The organism is Amycolatopsis iheyensis, from assembly GCF_024703995.1.
Taxonomy (GTDB): Bacteria; Actinomycetota; Actinomycetes; order Mycobacteriales; family Pseudonocardiaceae; genus Amycolatopsis; species Amycolatopsis iheyensis.
In genome coordinates this window covers 80,580-96,693 of record NZ_JAMXQV010000022.1, presented here as the reverse complement: position 1 = coordinate 96,693, position 16,114 = coordinate 80,580, and the positions used below count along the sequence as shown (strand labels likewise).

General features: G+C 71.9%; 18 protein-coding genes. 7 read left to right on the top strand and 11 right to left on the bottom strand.

From position 1 onward, the window contains the following. Positions 1-58 precede the first annotated feature (58 nt). From M8542_RS34720 to M8542_RS34710, 3 genes are read right to left on the bottom strand one after another with little or no spacing between them, the layout of a single operon-like run. Positions 59-484, bottom strand: coding sequence for an ATP-binding protein (locus M8542_RS34720; RefSeq protein WP_257924547.1), 426 nt, complete (start codon positions 482-484; stop codon positions 59-61). Continuing rightward, a complete protein-coding gene (locus tag M8542_RS34715; protein ID WP_257924546.1) occupies positions 481-2,043 on the bottom strand; it encodes a PP2C family protein-serine/threonine phosphatase in 1,563 nt (520 codons plus the stop codon). Before M8542_RS34715 ends, M8542_RS34720 begins: the two co-directional genes overlap by 4 nt. After that, complete coding sequence (locus M8542_RS34710) at positions 2,043-2,423, bottom strand: STAS domain-containing protein (protein ID WP_257924545.1); 381 nt, start codon at positions 2,421-2,423, stop codon at positions 2,043-2,045. The genes M8542_RS34715 and M8542_RS34710 overlap by 1 nt, the downstream gene beginning before the upstream one ends. Positions 2,424-2,592: 169 nt before the next feature. On the opposite strand from M8542_RS34710, the gene M8542_RS34705 reads away from it, so the two are divergent. Continuing rightward, positions 2,593-2,976: an STAS domain-containing protein gene (locus tag M8542_RS34705; RefSeq protein ID WP_257924544.1), complete on the top strand. Its 384-nt coding sequence runs from the start codon at positions 2,593-2,595 to the stop codon at positions 2,974-2,976. 19 nt (positions 2,977-2,995) lie between these two features. Here M8542_RS34705 and M8542_RS34700 read toward each other — a convergent pair whose 3' ends face one another. Beyond that, positions 2,996-4,219, bottom strand: coding sequence for a PP2C family protein-serine/threonine phosphatase (locus tag M8542_RS34700; RefSeq protein ID WP_257924543.1), 1,224 nt, complete (start codon positions 4,217-4,219; stop codon positions 2,996-2,998). An 82-nt stretch (positions 4,220-4,301) separates the two neighbouring features. Here M8542_RS34700 and M8542_RS34695 point away from each other — a divergent pair, with 82 nt between their 5' ends. The 3 genes from M8542_RS34695 to M8542_RS34685 are packed head-to-tail and all read left to right on the top strand — an operon-like array spanning position 4,302 to position 5,558. Further along, positions 4,302-5,021 (top strand): histidine phosphatase family protein, encoded by a 720-nt coding sequence (locus M8542_RS34695; protein WP_257924542.1) that lies wholly within the window; start codon positions 4,302-4,304, stop codon positions 5,019-5,021. Continuing rightward, on the top strand, positions 4,999-5,346 hold the full coding sequence (locus M8542_RS34690; RefSeq protein WP_257924541.1) for an NAD(P)H-hydrate dehydratase: 348 nt from the start codon (positions 4,999-5,001) through the stop codon (positions 5,344-5,346). The genes M8542_RS34695 and M8542_RS34690 overlap by 23 nt, the downstream gene beginning before the upstream one ends. Next, the gene (locus tag M8542_RS34685; RefSeq protein ID WP_257924540.1) at positions 5,316-5,558 is read left to right on the top strand and encodes an NAD(P)H-hydrate dehydratase; all 243 of its coding nucleotides are present in this window, start codon (positions 5,316-5,318) and stop codon (positions 5,556-5,558) included. The genes M8542_RS34690 and M8542_RS34685 overlap by 31 nt, the downstream gene beginning before the upstream one ends. Positions 5,559-5,720: 162 nt before the next feature. On the opposite strand, the gene M8542_RS34680 is transcribed toward M8542_RS34685, so the two are convergent. Genes M8542_RS34680 through M8542_RS34665 form a run of 4 tightly spaced genes read right to left on the bottom strand, consistent with a single transcriptional unit; the run spans position 5,721 to position 9,766 of the window. Further along, on the bottom strand, positions 5,721-6,440 hold the full coding sequence (locus M8542_RS34680) for an SDR family oxidoreductase (RefSeq protein WP_257924539.1): 720 nt from the start codon (positions 6,438-6,440) through the stop codon (positions 5,721-5,723). An 11-nt stretch (positions 6,441-6,451) separates the two neighbouring features. Then, positions 6,452-7,285: an oxidoreductase gene (locus M8542_RS34675; RefSeq protein WP_257924538.1), complete on the bottom strand. Its 834-nt coding sequence runs from the start codon at positions 7,283-7,285 to the stop codon at positions 6,452-6,454. A gap of 39 nt (positions 7,286-7,324) precedes the next feature. Continuing rightward, a complete protein-coding gene (locus M8542_RS34670) occupies positions 7,325-8,143 on the bottom strand; it encodes a helix-turn-helix transcriptional regulator (RefSeq protein WP_257924537.1) in 819 nt (272 codons plus the stop codon). 60 nt (positions 8,144-8,203) lie between these two features. Continuing rightward, complete coding sequence (locus M8542_RS34665; RefSeq protein ID WP_257924536.1) at positions 8,204-9,766, bottom strand: alkaline phosphatase D family protein; 1,563 nt, start codon at positions 9,764-9,766, stop codon at positions 8,204-8,206. Positions 9,767-9,902: 136 nt separating this feature from the next. Here M8542_RS34665 and M8542_RS50080 point away from each other — a divergent pair, with 136 nt between their 5' ends. After that, the gene (locus tag M8542_RS50080; protein ID WP_308210313.1) at positions 9,903-12,125 is read left to right on the top strand and encodes an extracellular catalytic domain type 1 short-chain-length polyhydroxyalkanoate depolymerase; all 2,223 of its coding nucleotides are present in this window, start codon (positions 9,903-9,905) and stop codon (positions 12,123-12,125) included. Here the strand turns inward: M8542_RS50080 and M8542_RS34650 are convergent. After that, positions 12,122-12,616, bottom strand: coding sequence for a methylated-DNA--[protein]-cysteine S-methyltransferase (locus M8542_RS34650; RefSeq protein ID WP_257924535.1), 495 nt, complete (start codon positions 12,614-12,616; stop codon positions 12,122-12,124). The two genes, M8542_RS50080 and M8542_RS34650, sit on opposite strands and share 4 nt — an antisense overlap. Positions 12,617-12,632: 16 nt before the next feature. Beyond that, positions 12,633-13,529, bottom strand: coding sequence for a glycoside hydrolase family 16 protein (locus tag M8542_RS34645; RefSeq protein ID WP_257924534.1), 897 nt, complete (start codon positions 13,527-13,529; stop codon positions 12,633-12,635). 327 nt (positions 13,530-13,856) lie between these two features. Here M8542_RS34645 and M8542_RS34640 point away from each other — a divergent pair, with 327 nt between their 5' ends. Together M8542_RS34640 and M8542_RS34635 are read left to right on the top strand one after the other, a co-directional pair. Next, positions 13,857-15,029 (top strand): glycoside hydrolase family 64 protein, encoded by a 1,173-nt coding sequence (locus M8542_RS34640; RefSeq protein ID WP_257924533.1) that lies wholly within the window; start codon positions 13,857-13,859, stop codon positions 15,027-15,029. 42 nt (positions 15,030-15,071) lie between these two features. After that, positions 15,072-15,284, top strand: a complete 213-nt coding sequence (locus M8542_RS34635; protein ID WP_257924532.1) for a hypothetical protein — start codon at positions 15,072-15,074, stop codon at positions 15,282-15,284. 194 nt (positions 15,285-15,478) lie between these two features. Here the strand turns inward: M8542_RS34635 and M8542_RS34630 are convergent, their stop codons facing one another. Beyond that, positions 15,479-16,000 (bottom strand): ATP-binding protein, encoded by a 522-nt coding sequence (locus M8542_RS34630; RefSeq protein ID WP_257924531.1) that lies wholly within the window; start codon positions 15,998-16,000, stop codon positions 15,479-15,481. Positions 16,001-16,114: the final 114 nt, after the last annotated feature.

Here is a 16,114-nt window from a genome sequence, read left to right as displayed (position 1 = left end):
CGCCCGCCGCGCGCGCGAACGGCGCACGCCCGGGTGAACCCGGGGCCAGACAGCGTGGTCAGACAGCGCCGTCGGCGAGCCAGGTCATCGTCACCGTCGTGCCGTCTTCCCGGTGCACCTGGGCGCTCTGGTCGGCGAGGCTGTCGATGAGCAGCAGGCCGCGCCCGCGCAAGCCGTTCGTCGGGACCGGCACCCGCCAGGCGCCGTAGTCGGTGACCGTCACGGTGAGCCGTCCGTTCAGGGCCTCGGCACGGACGTCGATCGGCCCCGCTTCGCTGTCGCGGTAGGCGTGTTCGGCGGAGTTGGCCATCGCCTCGTAGCCGGCGAGGACGACGTCCTCCCGCTGGTCGGCGCTCAGGTCGAGCGTGCGCAGCCAGTCGGCGAGCTCTTCGCGCAGTTCCGGCAGCCGGTCGGCCACCGCGACGGTGCGGCGGTGGAACGTCGCCGGCGGGGCGGACGCGCCCGGGGGGAGGGGCTCGGTCATCTTGCGTCCTCTCCGCGGTGGTGCACGTGGATCAGCGCGATGTCGTCGTCGTGGCGGCCGTGGGTCAGCTCGTCGACGAGCTTGTCCCAGGCCGTGCCGAGGTCGGCCGCGCTCAGCAACGCCGGGATCCCGGCGAGCAGCCATTCGACGCCGAGGGTGAGGTCGCGGGTGCGGCTCTCGACCAGGCCGTCGGTGTAGAGCACCAGGTCCGCGCCGGGCGGGAAGACGGTGCTGTGCTGGGGGAACGCCGAGCCGACGCCCAGCGGCTGCGCCAGTGCCTCGCCGATCTCGCGCAGGGCGCCGCCGGGGTCGACCAGGATCGCCGGCAGGTGGCCCGCGTTCGCGAAGGTCAGCGTGTCGCCGGCCGGCTCGTGGACCGCGTAGAAGCAGGTGACGAAGCTTTCGCCGAAGAGCCCGCCGGTCAGCGCCGAGACGTTGCGCAGCACCTCCGACGGCGGCAGCTCCAGCAGCGCGTAGCAGCGGATGGCGGTGCGGACCTGGCCCATCACGGTCGCGGCCGTGACGCCGTGGCCGACGACGTCGCCGATGACGAACGCGGTCGCGCCGGACGGGAGCCGGAAGACGTCGAACCAGTCGCCGCCCACCTTGGTCCCGGTCGCCGCGGGCAGGTAGCGGGTGAGCACGTCGAGGCCGGGCAGGTCCGGGGCGACCGGCAGCATGCTGCGGGACAGCTCGGTGACGAGGTTGCGCTCGCGTTCGTAGAGGCGGGCGTTGTCCAGCGCGATGGCCGAATAGCCGGCGATGCCCTCGGCGAGGTACTCGTGGCGTGCGGTGAACCGATCGGGTTCGGAGTGGCCGAAGAAGAACCCGCCCAGCACGTCGTCGGTGGTCGGGCTGAGCACCGGCACGGCGAGGTAGCTGCACACCGGCAGGTGCCCGGCCGGCATCCCGTGGTAGGGCGCGTTCTTCCCGAACCGCGGGTCGCGGGTGATGTCGGGGCTGCGGACGGTGCCTTCGCCGTCGAAGGTCGGGGCGAACACCGCGGTGTTGCGCGGCATCGGGAACTTCGCGAACGCCTCCCGCGGCACACCCGAGATCGTGTACAGCGTGTAGGACTCGCCGAGCTCGTCGACGAGGTTGTAGAAGAACGCGCCGAACTGCGCGCCAGTCGCCTTCGTGGCGGCGTCGGTCGCGTCCTGCACGATCTGGTCGAGGTCGAGCTGGGCGGTCAGCAGCCGGCCGGTGGAGTGCAGCGCGTCGACCACCGCGGCCTCGCCGCGCAGCCGCCGCACGGTGTCCGCCAGACCGGCGGTGGCGGCGTCGATGCCGGCGGCGACGAGCGCCGGCCGCCCGCCGACGTCGCCGGTGGTGCAGACCAGCGTGCCGCCGCCTTCGCCCGCGACGGCCACCGCCGCGGTGACCGCGAGATCCGCCAGGAGCGCGGGATCGGTGACGGCCGCCACGACGTGGTCGCCGAGCACCGCACGCGCTTCCAGCGGGCCGAGGGACCGGAGTTCGGTGGCCACCGGGGCGCCGGTGTCGTCGACGAACGCCCGGCGCACGGCGTCGAGTACTCCGTCGGACCCCGGCTCGGTCATCAGGTGGCCAGGGCCTCGGGCAGGGACGGGTAGATGGCGAGCTCGTCGATCAGCCGGGTGAGCTCCAGCGGGCGCAAGGTGATCCGGCCGCTGGCGACCACCCGCAGGGGCGCCGATGTGACGCGGCCCCGGTGCGCCCGCACGAGCTCGGCCATGCCCGCCGAAGCCAGGAAGGTGACGCCGGTCAGGTCGATCACGAGCAGCGCCGGCCGCAGGCGCGCGGCGCGCTCGGCGAGCTGCCGGAGTTTCGGCGCCAGCGCGAGGTCGAGGGCGCCGTCGACGCGCAGCACGGCGGTGCCGTCCTGGTGCTCCAGGGCGACGGAACCCGCCGAGCGCGTGGCGTCCCCGAGGGAGTCACCGGTCGCTTCCGTTTCGGCCATGTCGACCATCCTGCCTGCTCGCGGGTTTCGCGCAAAGCGGAGGGGACGCTGACACGGCGGCCGGGCGCGGGTGCGGGCATGATTGATCGCGGTTGAGCAAACAGCCTTCGTGATCACGCGCGCCCGCCGGACGTCCCGGTGGCGCTGCCGAAGGCGAGGAGAAGTCACGATGACGGAACACACCCACAGTGAAGGTGCGGCGACCGCTGTGCCATTCGGCGAGTTCCGGATCGCCCGAACGGAGCAGGACGGCGCGGTCGTCGTCGAGGTCGCCGGGGACGTGGACACCACCACGGCGCCGGCCCTCGTCCAGGCCGCCGGCGAGGCGCTGGCGGCGAACCCGCCGCTGCTCGTCGTCGACCTGACGCGGGTCGAGTTCCTCGCCTCGCCCGGCCTGACCGCGTTGCTGACCATCCACCGCAACGCCGCGGCCGGCACCGCGGTGCGGATCGTCGCGTCCGGCCGGGCGACCCTGCGCCCGATCCAGCTGACCGGGCTCGAGGACAGCCTTTCGCTGTTCCCGACCCGCGAAGCCGCGCTGGCCGGGAGCTGACGCGCTCGTCCCGGCCGCGTCAGCCGCCGGCCGGGACGACCTCGCGGCGGATGGCCAGCAGGGCGACGTCGTCCTGGGCCGGCTGGTTGCCGATCATCGCGGCCATCAGCTGCGCGCAGACCCGCTCGGGCTCGCCGGCGCGCAACGCGTCCGCCAGCTGCCGCATGCCGGTGTCCACCGGCCGGTCACGCCGTTCGACCAGCCCGTCGGTGTAGAGCGCGAGCACGCCGCCCGGCGGCAGGGCGAGCACCGTCGTCCGCCGTTCGGGCTGCCCGATGGTCAACCCGATCGGGGGATCCGGTGGTACGTCGACCAGCCGGCCGGACCCGCCGGGTTCCACGAGCACCGGGGGCAGGTGCCCGGCCAGCGACAACGTCAGCGTCTCGCGGCCCGCGTCGATGATGCCGTAGGCGACGGTGGCCATCGCGCCGTGCTCGAAGTGGTTGGCCTTGCGGTCGAGCTTGGCGAGGACCTCGGCCGGGCTCTCGCAGTCGAGGGCGTAGGCACGCAGGGCGCTGCGCAGCCGGCCCATGATCACCGCGGCGTCGAGGCCGTGCCCGGAGACGTCGCCCATCACGACCCCCAGCCGCTCGCCCGGCAGGAGGAACAGGTCGTACCAGTCGCCGCCGAGGCCGGTCTCCGCGCCCGGGACGTACCGCGCGCCGAAGGTGAGCCCGGGAACCGCGGGCAGCCGGCTCGGCAGCAGGCTGCGCTGCAGCGCCATGGTGGCGGTGCGGTTCTCTTCCAGCGCCTCCGCCAGGGTCACCGTGGCGAGGCGGTCGGCGAGCAGCTGCAGGGTGGCGACGTCGGCCTCGGTGAACCGGCGCGGCGCGACGGACCCGATGTGCAGCACCCCGACGAGCTCGGTGCCGGCCACCATCGGCACGCCGAGCATCGAGTGCAGGCCGCGTTCCCAGAGCAGCGCGTTCACGACGGTGGTCTCGTCCACGTGGTCGAGCACGACGGGCTGCTGCTCGAGCGCGACCCGGCCGGCGAAGCCGCTGCCCACCGGCACCCGCACGCCCTGGTGGACCTCTTCCTCGATGCCGGCCGCGGCGAAGGCCACGAGCTGGTGGCCGCTGGCCTGGTAGCGCAGCACGGTCGCGGTGTCGACGCCCATGGCCTCGCGCAGGCGCCGCAAGGTCTCGGTGAGCTGCTCGGCCAACCCGAGGTGGCCGGCCGGGCGGCCGATGATCGTTTCCAGCTGCTGCAGCCGGTCCTGGGCGTCGAGACTTCGCGACATGGACCGACCCTAGCCGGAACTCCTTTGCGGGCCTAACCATCCCGGGTTTCGACGGCGGGTTGCCGGGGGTAACCACCCGGGCGTGAGCGTCGACTTGGACTGGGTGGGTGTGCTGCGGCACGGCCAGAGCACCGGAAACGTGGCGCGGGAGGAAGCGGAGTCGGCGGGGGCGGATGTGATCGACATCGCCGAGCGCGACGCCGACGTCCCGCTGACCGATCTCGGGCGGGAGCAGGCGAAGGCCGCGGGTGAGTTCCTGGCGGAGCACCCGCCGGACGTCGTCGTCACCTCGACCTACCGCCGCGCCTGGGACACCGCGCGGCTGGCCGCGCCCGAGGGCGTCGCGATCGTGCCCGACGAACGGCTGCGCGACCGCGAGCTCGGCGTGCTGGACCTGCTGACCTCGCACGGCGTCCGCGAGCGGTGGCCGGACGAGCTGCGGCGCAAGCAGCGGCTGGGCAAGTTCTACTACCGGCCCCCGGGCGGGGAGTCCTGGGCGGACGTCGTGCTGCGGCTGCGGTCCCTGCTGAGCGAGCTGAGCGCGAGCCGGCCCGGCGGGCGGGTGCTGCTGTCGGCGCACGAGATGACCGTCTACGCCCTCCGCTACCTGCTGGAAGGGTTGCCGGAGCCCGATCTCATGCGTGCCGCGCACAGCACCGAGGTCCCGAACGGCTCGGTGACGACCTGGGAGCGCGACCGCGACGGCGGGTTCACCATGGTGCGGGCCCAGGAGGTCGGCCACCTGCACGCCACCGACACCCCGCCGACGGCGGACGACGATGCCGCGCAGCAGCTCTCCTGACCCGGCGCCGATCAGCCCGGCCCTGTTGCGGGACAGGCGGATCGGCACGCGGGACCGCGGCACGGTGCTCGTCGTCGGCGGCGCGCGGACGGTGCCGGGCGCGCCGGCGTTGTCCGGCACGGCCGCGCTGCGTGCGGGTGCCGGCACGCTGCAGCTCGCGGTCAGCGAACGGCACGCGGTGGCCCTCGGTGTCTCCGTGCCGGAGTCCTCGGTGTTCGGGTTGCCGGAGACGCCGTCGGGCGCGATCGCGGGCGACGCGGTGGACCGGCTCGGTTCGCCCCGGACGCCCGGGTGGTGCTGGACGCGTTCGCGCTCGGCGCGTTGAGCCGGTCGCCTTCGGGCAGCGGCGACGTCCTGGCGGGCCTGACGGGCGGCTTCCTGGCCCGCGGCGCGGACCCGGCCCAGGCCGCCGTCTGGGCAACGCACGTCCACGCGGTGGCGGGCCGGCGCCTGATCCCGGACACCGGAACCACAGGCCTGCTGGCCCGGGAGCTGGTGGCCGAGATCCCGCGGGTGATCGCGGAGCTGGAACGCTGAGCCGTGTCGACCCCCCAATCACACGTGATGCCCCTTCAATCACGCGTGATGCCCCTCTGATCACACGCGTGCCCCGCCGATCACGTGTGATGCCGCGCGGGAACGTCGACACGCGTGATCAGCGGGTCGACACGCGTGATTGAACGGACGACACGGGCCGGGTCAGCGCTGGGCGGTCGGCCGCACGACGACCTCGTTGACGTCCACGCCCGCCGGCTGGCCGATCGCGTACGAGATCGCGCCCGCGATCGTGTCCGGCGGCAACGTCACCGCGCGGTAGGTGCGCATCGCTTCCCTCGCCCCGGGTTCGGTGATCGTGTCCGCCAGCTCGGACTCGACCACGCCCGGCGACACCGTCGTCACGCGGATGCCCGGGTCGGCCTCCAGGCGCAGGCCTTCGGTGATCGCGCGGGCCGCGTACTTCGTTCCACAGTAGACCGCCGCCGTCGGCACGACCTCGTGCGCGCCCGTCGAGGCGATCGTCACGAAGTGGCCGCCGCCCTGGCGGCGGAAGTGCGGCAGGACCGCCGCGATCCCGTGCAGCAGGCCGCGGACGTTGACGTCGAGCATCCGGTCCCACTCGTCGACGAGCAGGGAGTCCAGGCGTGACAACGGCATCACCCCGGCGTTGGCGACGAACACGTCGAGCCGGCCGTGCGCGCGCACGGCGGCGTCGGCGAACTCGGCGACCTCCGCGCGGTCGGTGACGTCGAGGCGGTGCACGTCGGCGGTGCCGCCCGCGTCGTGGATTTCCTTCGCCAGCGCGGTCAGCCGGTCTTCCCGGCGGGCGCCGAGCACCACGTGGTGGCCTTCGTGAGCCAGGCGCAGGGCGGTGGCGTGACCGATGCCGCTGCTGGCGCCGGTGATGAGCACGATCTTCACGGAAAACCCTTTCAGGAGGGGAAGTCGGCGGCGAGGGTGACCTCGCGCCAGCTGTCGAACTCGGCCCGCAGGGTGTCCAGGCGGGCCGTCGCGATGTCGTAGGCGGCCTTGCCCAGCAGCAACCGCAGCGGGGGATCGGCCGCGGAAACGGCGTCGATGATCGCCTCGGCCGCCCGCGCGGGGTCGCCCGGCTGGTGGCCGTGGGTGGCGGTGGTGGCCGTGCGACGCGCGCCGGCCGTCGCCGCGTAGTCGTCGATGCGGGTCGCCGACTGGCGCATCGACGGACCGGACCAGTTGGTGCGGAACGCCGCCGGCTCGACGATCGTCACCTTGATCCCCAGCGGCGCCACTTCCGCCGCCAGTGACTCGGAAAGCCCTTCCACGGCGAACTTCGTCGCGTGGTAGTAGCCGGTGGCGCCGAACGCGGCGAGCCCGCCCAGCGACGACACGTTCACCACGTGCCCGCTCCGCCGCGCCCGCATCCCCGGCAGCACCGCCCGGGTGACGTCGGCGAGGCCGAACACGTTGGTGTCGAACAACTCCCGGACCTCGTCGGGCGAGCCTTCCTCGATCGCGGCGAGGTAGCCGTAGCCGGCGTTGTTGACCAGGACGTCGATCCCGCCGAACGCGGTTTCGGCCGCCCTGACCGCGGCGGCGACCTGCGCGTGGTCGGTGACGTCGAGGGCCAGGGCCAGCGCGCGGTCGCCGTGTGCCGCGACGAGGTCGGCGACCTGGCCCGGGTCGCGGGCCGTGACGACGGCGCGCAGTCCCCGCTCGAGCACCGCGGTGGCCAGTGCCCGGCCGAGGCCGGTCGAGCAGCCGGTGATGAACCAGTTTTCGGGCATGACGAAACCTTCCGTCCATTGTGGAACAAAGAAAAGAAATCAGCTCGCGGCGAGACTGCCGAGCAACGCGAGCGCAGCTTCCGACGAGCTGCCCGGCTCGGCTTGGTAGACGACGAGCTGCTGGCCGGGCGCGCTGTTCACGGTCAGCGCTTCGTAGCTCAGCGTCAGCTCGCCGACCTGCGGGTGGTGGAACCGCTTGGTCTCGTGCGTCTTCTGCCGGATGTCGTGGCGCGCCCACAGCCGGCGGAAGTCGGCGCTCTTGACCGACAGCTCACCGACCGTCTCGATCAGCCGGGGATCGTCCGGGTCGAGGCCCGCGGCCACCCGCAGCCCGCCGACGGTGTTCACCGCGACGCGCTCCCAGTCCGGGTAGAACCCGCGCGCGTCCGGGTCGAGGAACACCAGCCGCACCAGGTCACCGCTGTGGGTGTGCCCGGCGAACAGCGCCTCGCCCAGCACGTTGTGCGCGAGCACCTCCAGGCAGCGGCCGAGCACCAGCGCGGGGGTGTCCGGCCAGCCGGCCATCAGCCGCAGCAGGTTCGGGCTGACCTGCTCCCGCCGCCGCACGCGACGGCGTTTCGGCGCGGGCCGGGCCAGCCGGTGCAGGTGCGCGGTGGCGTCCTCGTCCAGCGCCAGCCCGTGGGCCAGCGCGTCGAGGACCTGCGCCGAGGGATTGCGTTCCCGGCCCTGTTCGAGCCGGACGTAGTAGTCGGTGCTGACGCCGGCCAGCACCGCGACCTCCTCGCGGCGCAGCCCCGCGACCCGGCGCGCCCCGCCCGCGGGCAGGCCCAGCTCGTCCGGTCCCACCTGTTCGCGGCGGGCCCGGAGGAACTCCCCGAGCGCGTTTTCCCTGGCCATGACCTGACCCTAGCCCCGGCCGGGCCGAAGAGGGTGGCCGCGCCGCACCCACCCTCGCGCTCAGGTGAGCCGGATCGGCACCTCGTCGCGGCCGGGCTGCAGGAGCGTCGCCGTGGCCGAGCGGCCGTCGACGTCGAACGTCATCACGGCGTTGCCGAAGTGCGGCCCGGACACGCAGCTCCAGGTCAGCGGCGCGGGCGGCACACCCACCCGGCGGGCCAGCCAGGTGCTCAGCCGGGTCAGCCCCCGTGCCCAGCCCGCGCGGAACAGGCGGTTCATGTACCAGGGCACGGTGTTGTGGATCGGCGAGCAGGTCAGCTGGTGGACCGGCGCCCCGGGTAGCTCGGCCTGCGCGACGTAGGCGTGGTGCACGTCGCCGGACAGCACGTTCACCGACGCCGCGCCCTCGTCCGCGACCCGGCCGATCAGCCGGGACAGCCGGTCGAACGACGCGCGGAAGGCCGGCCAGTGCTCGAGGTCGGCGAGCTGCCGGAACCACTCGGAAACCTGCCCGACGAGCCCGGGCCGCGCGCAGAGGCGCTCGTTGACCGACTGGGCGGCCGAGAGCGCGGTCGGCATCAGCCACGGCAGCGACGTCCCGATCAGCAGGTGCTCGAACTCGCCCTGGGCCTGCTCCTCGATCCACTCGAACTCGGCGTCGCCGATCATCGAACGCTCGCCGTGCTCGAGGATCCGCCCGGCCCGCGAGTCGATGACCAGCAGCCGTACCGGCCCGAAGTCGCGCCGGTAGGACCAGCGGGTGCCCTTGGCGCCGTCGGCCTCCCGGTCGGCCCGGTCAGCGAACGCGCGCAGCAGCTCCGCGTTGTCCACCCCCGACGTGCTGACCCGCTGGTAGACCTCGTCCTTCGCCAGCTCGTCCGGCCCCAGGTTGCCCAGGTGCTGGTAGACCCAGTACGACACCAGCGCGCCGCGGATCCGCTCCGGCCACCACGACGTGCGAGCCATCTCTTCGCGCCAGGCCTGCGAGGTGTTCCAGTCGTCGCGGACGTCGTGGTCGTCGAAGATCATCGACGTCGGCACGGTCGAGAGCAGCCAGCGCACCGACGGCTCGCACCAGGCCTCGAAGTACAGGTGGCAGTACTCTTCGAAGTCGGCGATCTCGGTGCCCGGCGGCTCGCTCGTGTCGCGGCGCGTGGCGAGCCACTGCTGCGTCGCGTCCGTGGTCTCGTCCGCGTACACCTGGTCGCCGAGCAGCAGCAGCGACTCCGGCCACTCCTGCTCGCCGAGCCCGGCCATCCGGTGGGCGTACGCGGCGAGCGCGTCCGGGCCCAGCGCGTCCTCCTCGCGCGGCTTGCGGCACGACCCGAACACGAGCCGGAACCGCGGGTCACCGGGGGCGAGCGTGCGGATCCGGCTGGGCGGCAGGTCGCTGTCCGGCTCGGGCCAGACGACCTCGCCGTCGAGCCGGACCTCGTACGGCGTGTTCCGGCCGGGTTCGAGCCCGGTGAGCACGACCAGCGCGTAGTGGTGGCCGGCGATCTCGAACGTCCGCGCTTCCGCTTCCGCGACGCGGACTTCACACGGTGCGTTCGTTTCGACCCAGATCGTCGCCGAGGTCGCGTCGACGTGCCGGAGCAGGGGGCCCAGGAGCAGCTCGGTCATCCCCGGATCCTTTCAGCAGAACGGCTTGGCGGCAGTTCGAAAGGTCCCGAAACATTGCGATAATCGTTGACCGGTACCGGGTGGCGAACGAACGATCGTCCCAGCTGCGCCCTGCCACCGGAAAGGATTCCCTCGAGTGCGAAGACTCTGCACCGCCCTCCTCGCCGCCGCGTTGTCGATCGCCACCGCCATCGTGCTGGTGATCACGGCGCAGCCCGCGTCGGCCGCCACGCTGACCCGGGTCACCGGCTTCGGCGCGAACCCCAGCAACCTCAACATGTACGCCTACGTCCCCGACCACGTCGCCGCCAAGCCGGCGCTGCTGGTCGCGCTGCACTACTGCACCGGCTCCGCGTCCGCGGTGTTCAGCGGGTACGCCCACGACTACGTCACCGCGGCCGACCAGTACGGCTACGTCATCGTGTTCCCCGAGGCCACCCGCAGCGGGCAGTGCTTCGACGTCTCCTCGCCGCAGGCCCTCACCCGCGGCGGCGGCAGCGACCCGGTCGGCATCCTGTCGATGGTCGACTACGCCAAGCAGCACTACAACGTCGACCCCACCCGGGTGTTCGTCACCGGGTTCTCCTCCGGCGCGATGATGACGAACGTCCTGGCCGCGGAGTACCCCGACGTGTTCGCCGCCGGTTCGGCGTTCATGGGTGTGCCCGCCGGCTGCTTCGCCACCACCGACGGCTCGAGCTGGAACAGCCAGTGCTCGGGCGGCCAGCTCACCAAGACCGCCCAGCAGTGGGGTGACCAGGCCCGGCAGATGAGCGGCGGGCAGGCCGGCCCGTACCCGCGGATGCAGCTGTGGCACGGCACGGCCGACGACACCCTGCGCTACCCGAACTTCGGGGAGGAGATCAAGCAGTGGACCAACCTGCGCGGGGTGAGCCAGACCCCGGCCTCGAGTGACGCGCCGCAGTCCGGCTGGACGCGCACGCGCTACGGCAGCACCGCCGTCCAAGCGCCGGTCGAAGGGATCAGCGTCGCCGGTGCCGGGCACGCCCTGCCGCAGAACGGGATGGTGGCGTACGCGATCGCGTTCCTCGGCCTGAACAGCGGCAGCCAGCCGACGACGTCCCCGACGCCGTCCGCCGGCACGACGCTGGGCAGCGCGGCGAGCGGGACCGGCCGCTACTTCGGCACCGCGGTGTCGGCGAGCAAGCTGTCGGACAGCGTCTACACCGGTATCCTGAGCCGCGAGTTCTCCATGATCACCCCGGAGAACGAGATGAAGATCGACGCCACCGAGCCGTCGCAGAACCAGTTCTCCTACGGCAACGCGGACCGGATCGTCGCCCAGGCGACGAGCCAGGGCGCCCGGATGCGCGGGCACACCCTGGCCTGGCACTCCCAGCAGCCCGGCTGGATGCAGAGCATGGAGGGTTCGGCGCTGCGGTCGGCGATGCTGAACCACGTCACCCAGGTCGCCACCCACTACCGCGGCAAGATCTACGCCTGGGACGTCGTCAACGAGGCCTTCGCCGACGGCAGCTCGGGAGCGCGGCGCGACTCGAACCTGCAGCGCACCGGCAACGACTGGATCGAGGCGGCGTTCCGCGCCGCGCGGGCGGCCGACGCGAACGCGAAGCTCTGCTACAACGACTACAACACCGACGACTGGAACCAGGCGAAGACCCAGGCCGTGTACCGCATGGTCCAGGACTTCAAGTCCCGCGGCGTGCCGATCGACTGCGTCGGCTTCCAGTCGCACTTCAACAGCAACAGCCCGGTGCCGTCGAACTACCGGACCACGCTGCAGAACTTCACCGACCTCGGCGTGGACGTGCAGATCACCGAGCTGGACATCGAAGGGTCGGGCAGCGCCCAGGCCGACAAGTTCCGCACGGTCACGAACGCCTGCCTGGCGGTGGCGCGCTGCACCGGCATCACGGTGTGGGGCATCCGGGACACCGACTCCTGGCGCGCGTCGGCCACGCCGCTGCTGTTCGACGGCAACGGCCAGAAGAAGGCCGCCTACACCGCGGTGCTCGACGCGCTCAACGGCGGCACCACCCCGCCGCCGACCACCACACCCACCACACCCACCACGCCGCCTCCGACGACGACCACGACCCCGCCGCCGGGCGGGTGCACGGGGACCTACGCCAAGACGGCCGAGTGGAACGTCGGCTTCAACGGCCAGGTGACGGTGACCGGCTCGAACAACTGGGTCCTCACGATCACCTTCCACGCGCCGCAGAAGGTCATCGGCAGCTGGAACTACACCGGGACGTACGACAGCACCGGCTACGTGCTGACCGCGCGGCCCAACGGGAGCGGCAACGTCATCGGGTTCACCGTGCAGCACGGCGGGAACCTGACCGACCCGACCGTGACCTGCTCGGCGGGCTAGAACAGCCGGCCGACCTCGTCCGCGGGCGGTTCCTCGAGACTCAGGAGGAACCGCTTGCGGTCGAGGCCACCGGCGTACCCGGTCAGCCCGCCGCTGGTGCCGACCACGCGGTGGCACGGCACGACGACGCTGATCGGGTTCCAGCCGTTGGCGTTCCCGACCGCCTGCGCGGCGCCGGGGTCGCCCAGCTCGGTGGCCAGCTGCCCGTACGTGCGGGTCTCGCCGTACGGGATCTTCGTCAGCAGCGCCCAGACCTGCTTCTCGAACGCCGAGCCGCGCGGCGCGAGCTCGAGGTCGAACTCGCGCCGCGTGCCCGCGAAGTACTCGTCGAGCTGCTGCCGCGCCGTCTCGAAGGCGTCGTCGTCCCGGGGGCCGAGGTCGGTGATGCGGGGGGTGCGCAGGTGGCCGTCGAAGTACAGGCCGGCCAGGGCCTCGCCTTCGCCGACCAGGGTCAGCGGCCCGATCGGTGACGCGATGACGGCGTGCTTCATGCCGCCCAGCCTACTGTCAGCCCTGGCTGGTCCTGACCGAGAGGGAGTCGACGCTCATCTCCGCACCGGGCGTGATGTCCGCGCCGGGGGAGGTGCAGCCGCACACCTTGTTCGGGTAGGAGCCGCCGATCGCGACGTCGAAGATGACGAAGAAGCCGTGGTCGACAGCGGCCTTCCAGGTCGCGTCCGAGACCTGGTTCTGCTGCACCGAGAAGGTCTGGTTGCCGTCCAGGTAGAAGCGCAGCTCTTCGGCCGCGGCGTTCCGCCGGTCCACGATCACCGAGTAGCTGTGGTAGCCCTCCTGGCAGCCGGCGCAGTCCTGCAGGTCGCTGGTGATGCCGTCCGGGTCGTGGCACTCGCCCTGCCACTGTCCACAGTGGAAGGTGGTGGAGTGCTTGCTCAGCGCGTTGACGTCTTCCATGATGTCGAGCTCGCCGATGCTCGGCCAGTTCGTCGCGCCGACCGGGCGGGCGTCGGCGCCCATCGCCCAGAACGCCGGCCAGTAACCGAGGCCTTTCTCCGGAGACGGCTGCTTGAGCGTCGCGCTGATCTCCAGCTGGCCGCCTTCGGGGGCGGCGAAGTCGGTGCGCTGGGTTTCGATCCGGCCCGACGTCCAGTTGCCGCCCGCGTCGCGCAGCGGCTTGATCGCCAGGTGGCCCTGGCCGTCGTGGTGGACGTTGTCCGTCGAGTCGGTCGAGGTCTCGATCTCGCCGGTGCCCCAGTTCGCCGCGCCACCCGGGTAGCCGGTTCCCTTGTCGTAGAGCCAGTCCTGGGTGTTCAGGCCGGTGCCGGCGGCGCCGTCGAAGTCGTCCTGGTAGACCGTGGTCCAGGTTTCCGCGGCGTGCGCCGGGGCGGCGGTCAGGACGAAGGACAGGGAGGCCAGCACGGCGGTGAGCTGCTTGACGGTGCGCATGAGATCTCGCTTCCGGAGGGGAATGGGTCGTCCACGACCTGCGAGGCCCACCACTGTCCACGGTCGTTCGAGCCCGCGTCAAGGGGAGTGCCCGGAAGTACCGGGCACGCGGTACCCCCGGGCAGTGCCGGGGGAGTCCCGTTTGGAACTTCGCGCCGCTGGGCACCGCGCGGGCCGGGTGAGGCTGTGGTCTGGACCTTCTTTCGAAGGGTTGCCAGGTAACGAAACCGGAGTCATAGTTTGTTTACGTCCACAACGAATCCTGCGAACCGCCCTCGGATGTCCATTATGGACTCTGCAATCCGTCTCCTCAACGTGGAGGACATCATGATCTCCCGTCGCTCGTTCCTCAGCCTCACGGCGGCGACGCTCGCCACGGCCACCGCGCTGCCCCTCGCGCGGTCCGCCTACGCCGCGACGCCGGACACGTTCGGCCTCAAGCTGGTGAACAACTCGGGCTCCGGCACCGTGTACGCCTACGTCACCGGCACCACGCCGGACGGCAAGCTGGTGCTGCTGCGCGCCGACGGCACGCCGTACTACCCGGACTCGCCGTCCGCGCCCACGACCCCGCTGCCGGAGGACTGCGCCATCCCGATCGGGTCGGGCGCGCAGGTGACGGTGCCCAAGATGGGTGGTGCGCGCATCTACGTCGTCACGGACGCGAAGCTGGACTTCTTCCTCGACCCCGGGCCCAACCTGGTGCACCCGAGCTTCCTCAACTCCGGCGACGCGAACTACGGCAAGAACTGGTCGTTCAGCGAGTTCACCTTCAACGACACGCAGCTGTTCGCCAACATCAGCTACGTCGACTTCGTGGGTATCCCGATGGGGCTTTCGCTGACGACGAAGGGGTCCGGGACGCCGACGGTCAACGGGCTGCCGGCCGGCGCGCTGGACCAGGTCGCTTCGGCGCTGAAGGAGCTGGGTGGCGAGTGGGCCGGCCTGGTGCAGACGGGCGACGGCGGCACGCTGCGCGTGCTGTCACCGCACCACCACGCAACGCAGTTCGGCGGCTACCTCGACGCCTACATCGACCAGGTGTGGCAGAAGTACGAAGGCACCGACCTGGTGGTCGACTCGCAGAACCCGGGCGTCGGCAAGTTCACCGGCCGGGTGACGGGTGGGCAGCTGGTGTTCGGCGCGGAGTCGTTCGCCAAGCCGGCGACGGCGGACGTCTGGAGCTGCGACAGCGGCCCGTTCGCGCTGGCCGAAGGGGCGAGCGACGCCCGCAAGGCGATCGTCCCCCGCCTGGCGGCGGCGCTGAACCGCACGACGTTGCTGGCCAACCCGAACCAGCCGACCGGTGAAGACCCGGCCAAGTTCTACCAGGGCGACACGACGAACCACTACGCGCGGATCGTCCACTCGAAACTCCCGGACAACCGCGGTTACGCGTTCCCGTACGACGACGTGAGCCCGGGCCCGGACTTCAGCGGCGCGGTCTTCGCGGGCGACCCGGACGTGCTGACGATCACAGTCAACCCCACGCACGGCTGAGGCCGTGCGAAAACTGTCGGTGGTGGCGGCTAGCCTCAACACATGAACACGGACGACGCGACGGTCCCGGCGGACCAGCTGACCAAGGGCCAGTGGTTCTGGCACGAGCCCGCGCCGGGCCTGCCCGCGTGGCAGCTGCAGGTGACCTCGGCGGAGTTGCTGGAGGACTCGGTCGAGATCTTCACCACGGATGAGGAGCGGGAGCTGGTTTCGTACCCGCGCAAGCGCTTGGTGCGGCTGGCCAGCGCGGCTTGATGGTGTGATGTAGAGCACTCCGAGGGGCGGGGGAGAGCCCCTCTCGGCTGCTGTGTCAGCCGGCGGGCAAAGGCCTGCCGCCGCAAGCGTTTGTTCTCTTGCGGCGGCAGGGCCCTGTCCGGCGTCGAGCACTCTGCGGGACTTCTCCGCGCAATGCCTGCCGCGTAAAGGTTCTTTCGCTTTCGCGGCTCGTGTCAGGCCGGGTTCCCGTGGCGGAGGGCGGCCGGGCGCCAGGTCATCGTCACCGTGGTGCCCTGGCCGGTCGAGTCGACGTCCGCCTGGTCCGTCACCTTGTCGATCAGCAGCAGGCCTCGCCCGCCCGAAGTGCGCAGGCCGGCCTGGCGGGGGCGGGTGGCCGAGATTCCGCAGCCGGTGTCGGAGACCGTCACCGTCACCGCGTCGCCCTCGTGCACTGCCTGCAGGCGTGCCCAGCCGTGGCCGCTCGGGTACGCGTGCGCCGCCACATTGGCCAGCGCTTCGTACGTCGCCAGCGTGATGTCGTGCTTGCTGTCCGGGTCCAGGGTCAGCTCGCCCAGCCAGTGGAGCAGCTTGCGGCGCAGGCCCGCCATCTCGTTGGGCAGGGCCGGCGCCAGTTCTTCGAAGGGTGCCGTGGTTACCGCCCTCGCTGCGTGGTGCTCCGGGACGGTGGTCCCAGCCTGGTCGGCGTCGGTGCTTTCGCCGGTATCGACGCCAGGGTCCGGGGTATGTCGATACACGATCCGCTCCCTTCGGTCCGCCTCGGTTCCCCCGTTCATCGGGCTTCTCCCTTCAGAGCTACCCACGGCGACCGGGACTTACCCGTTGCGCTTTCGATAACCCTTCGCTACCGT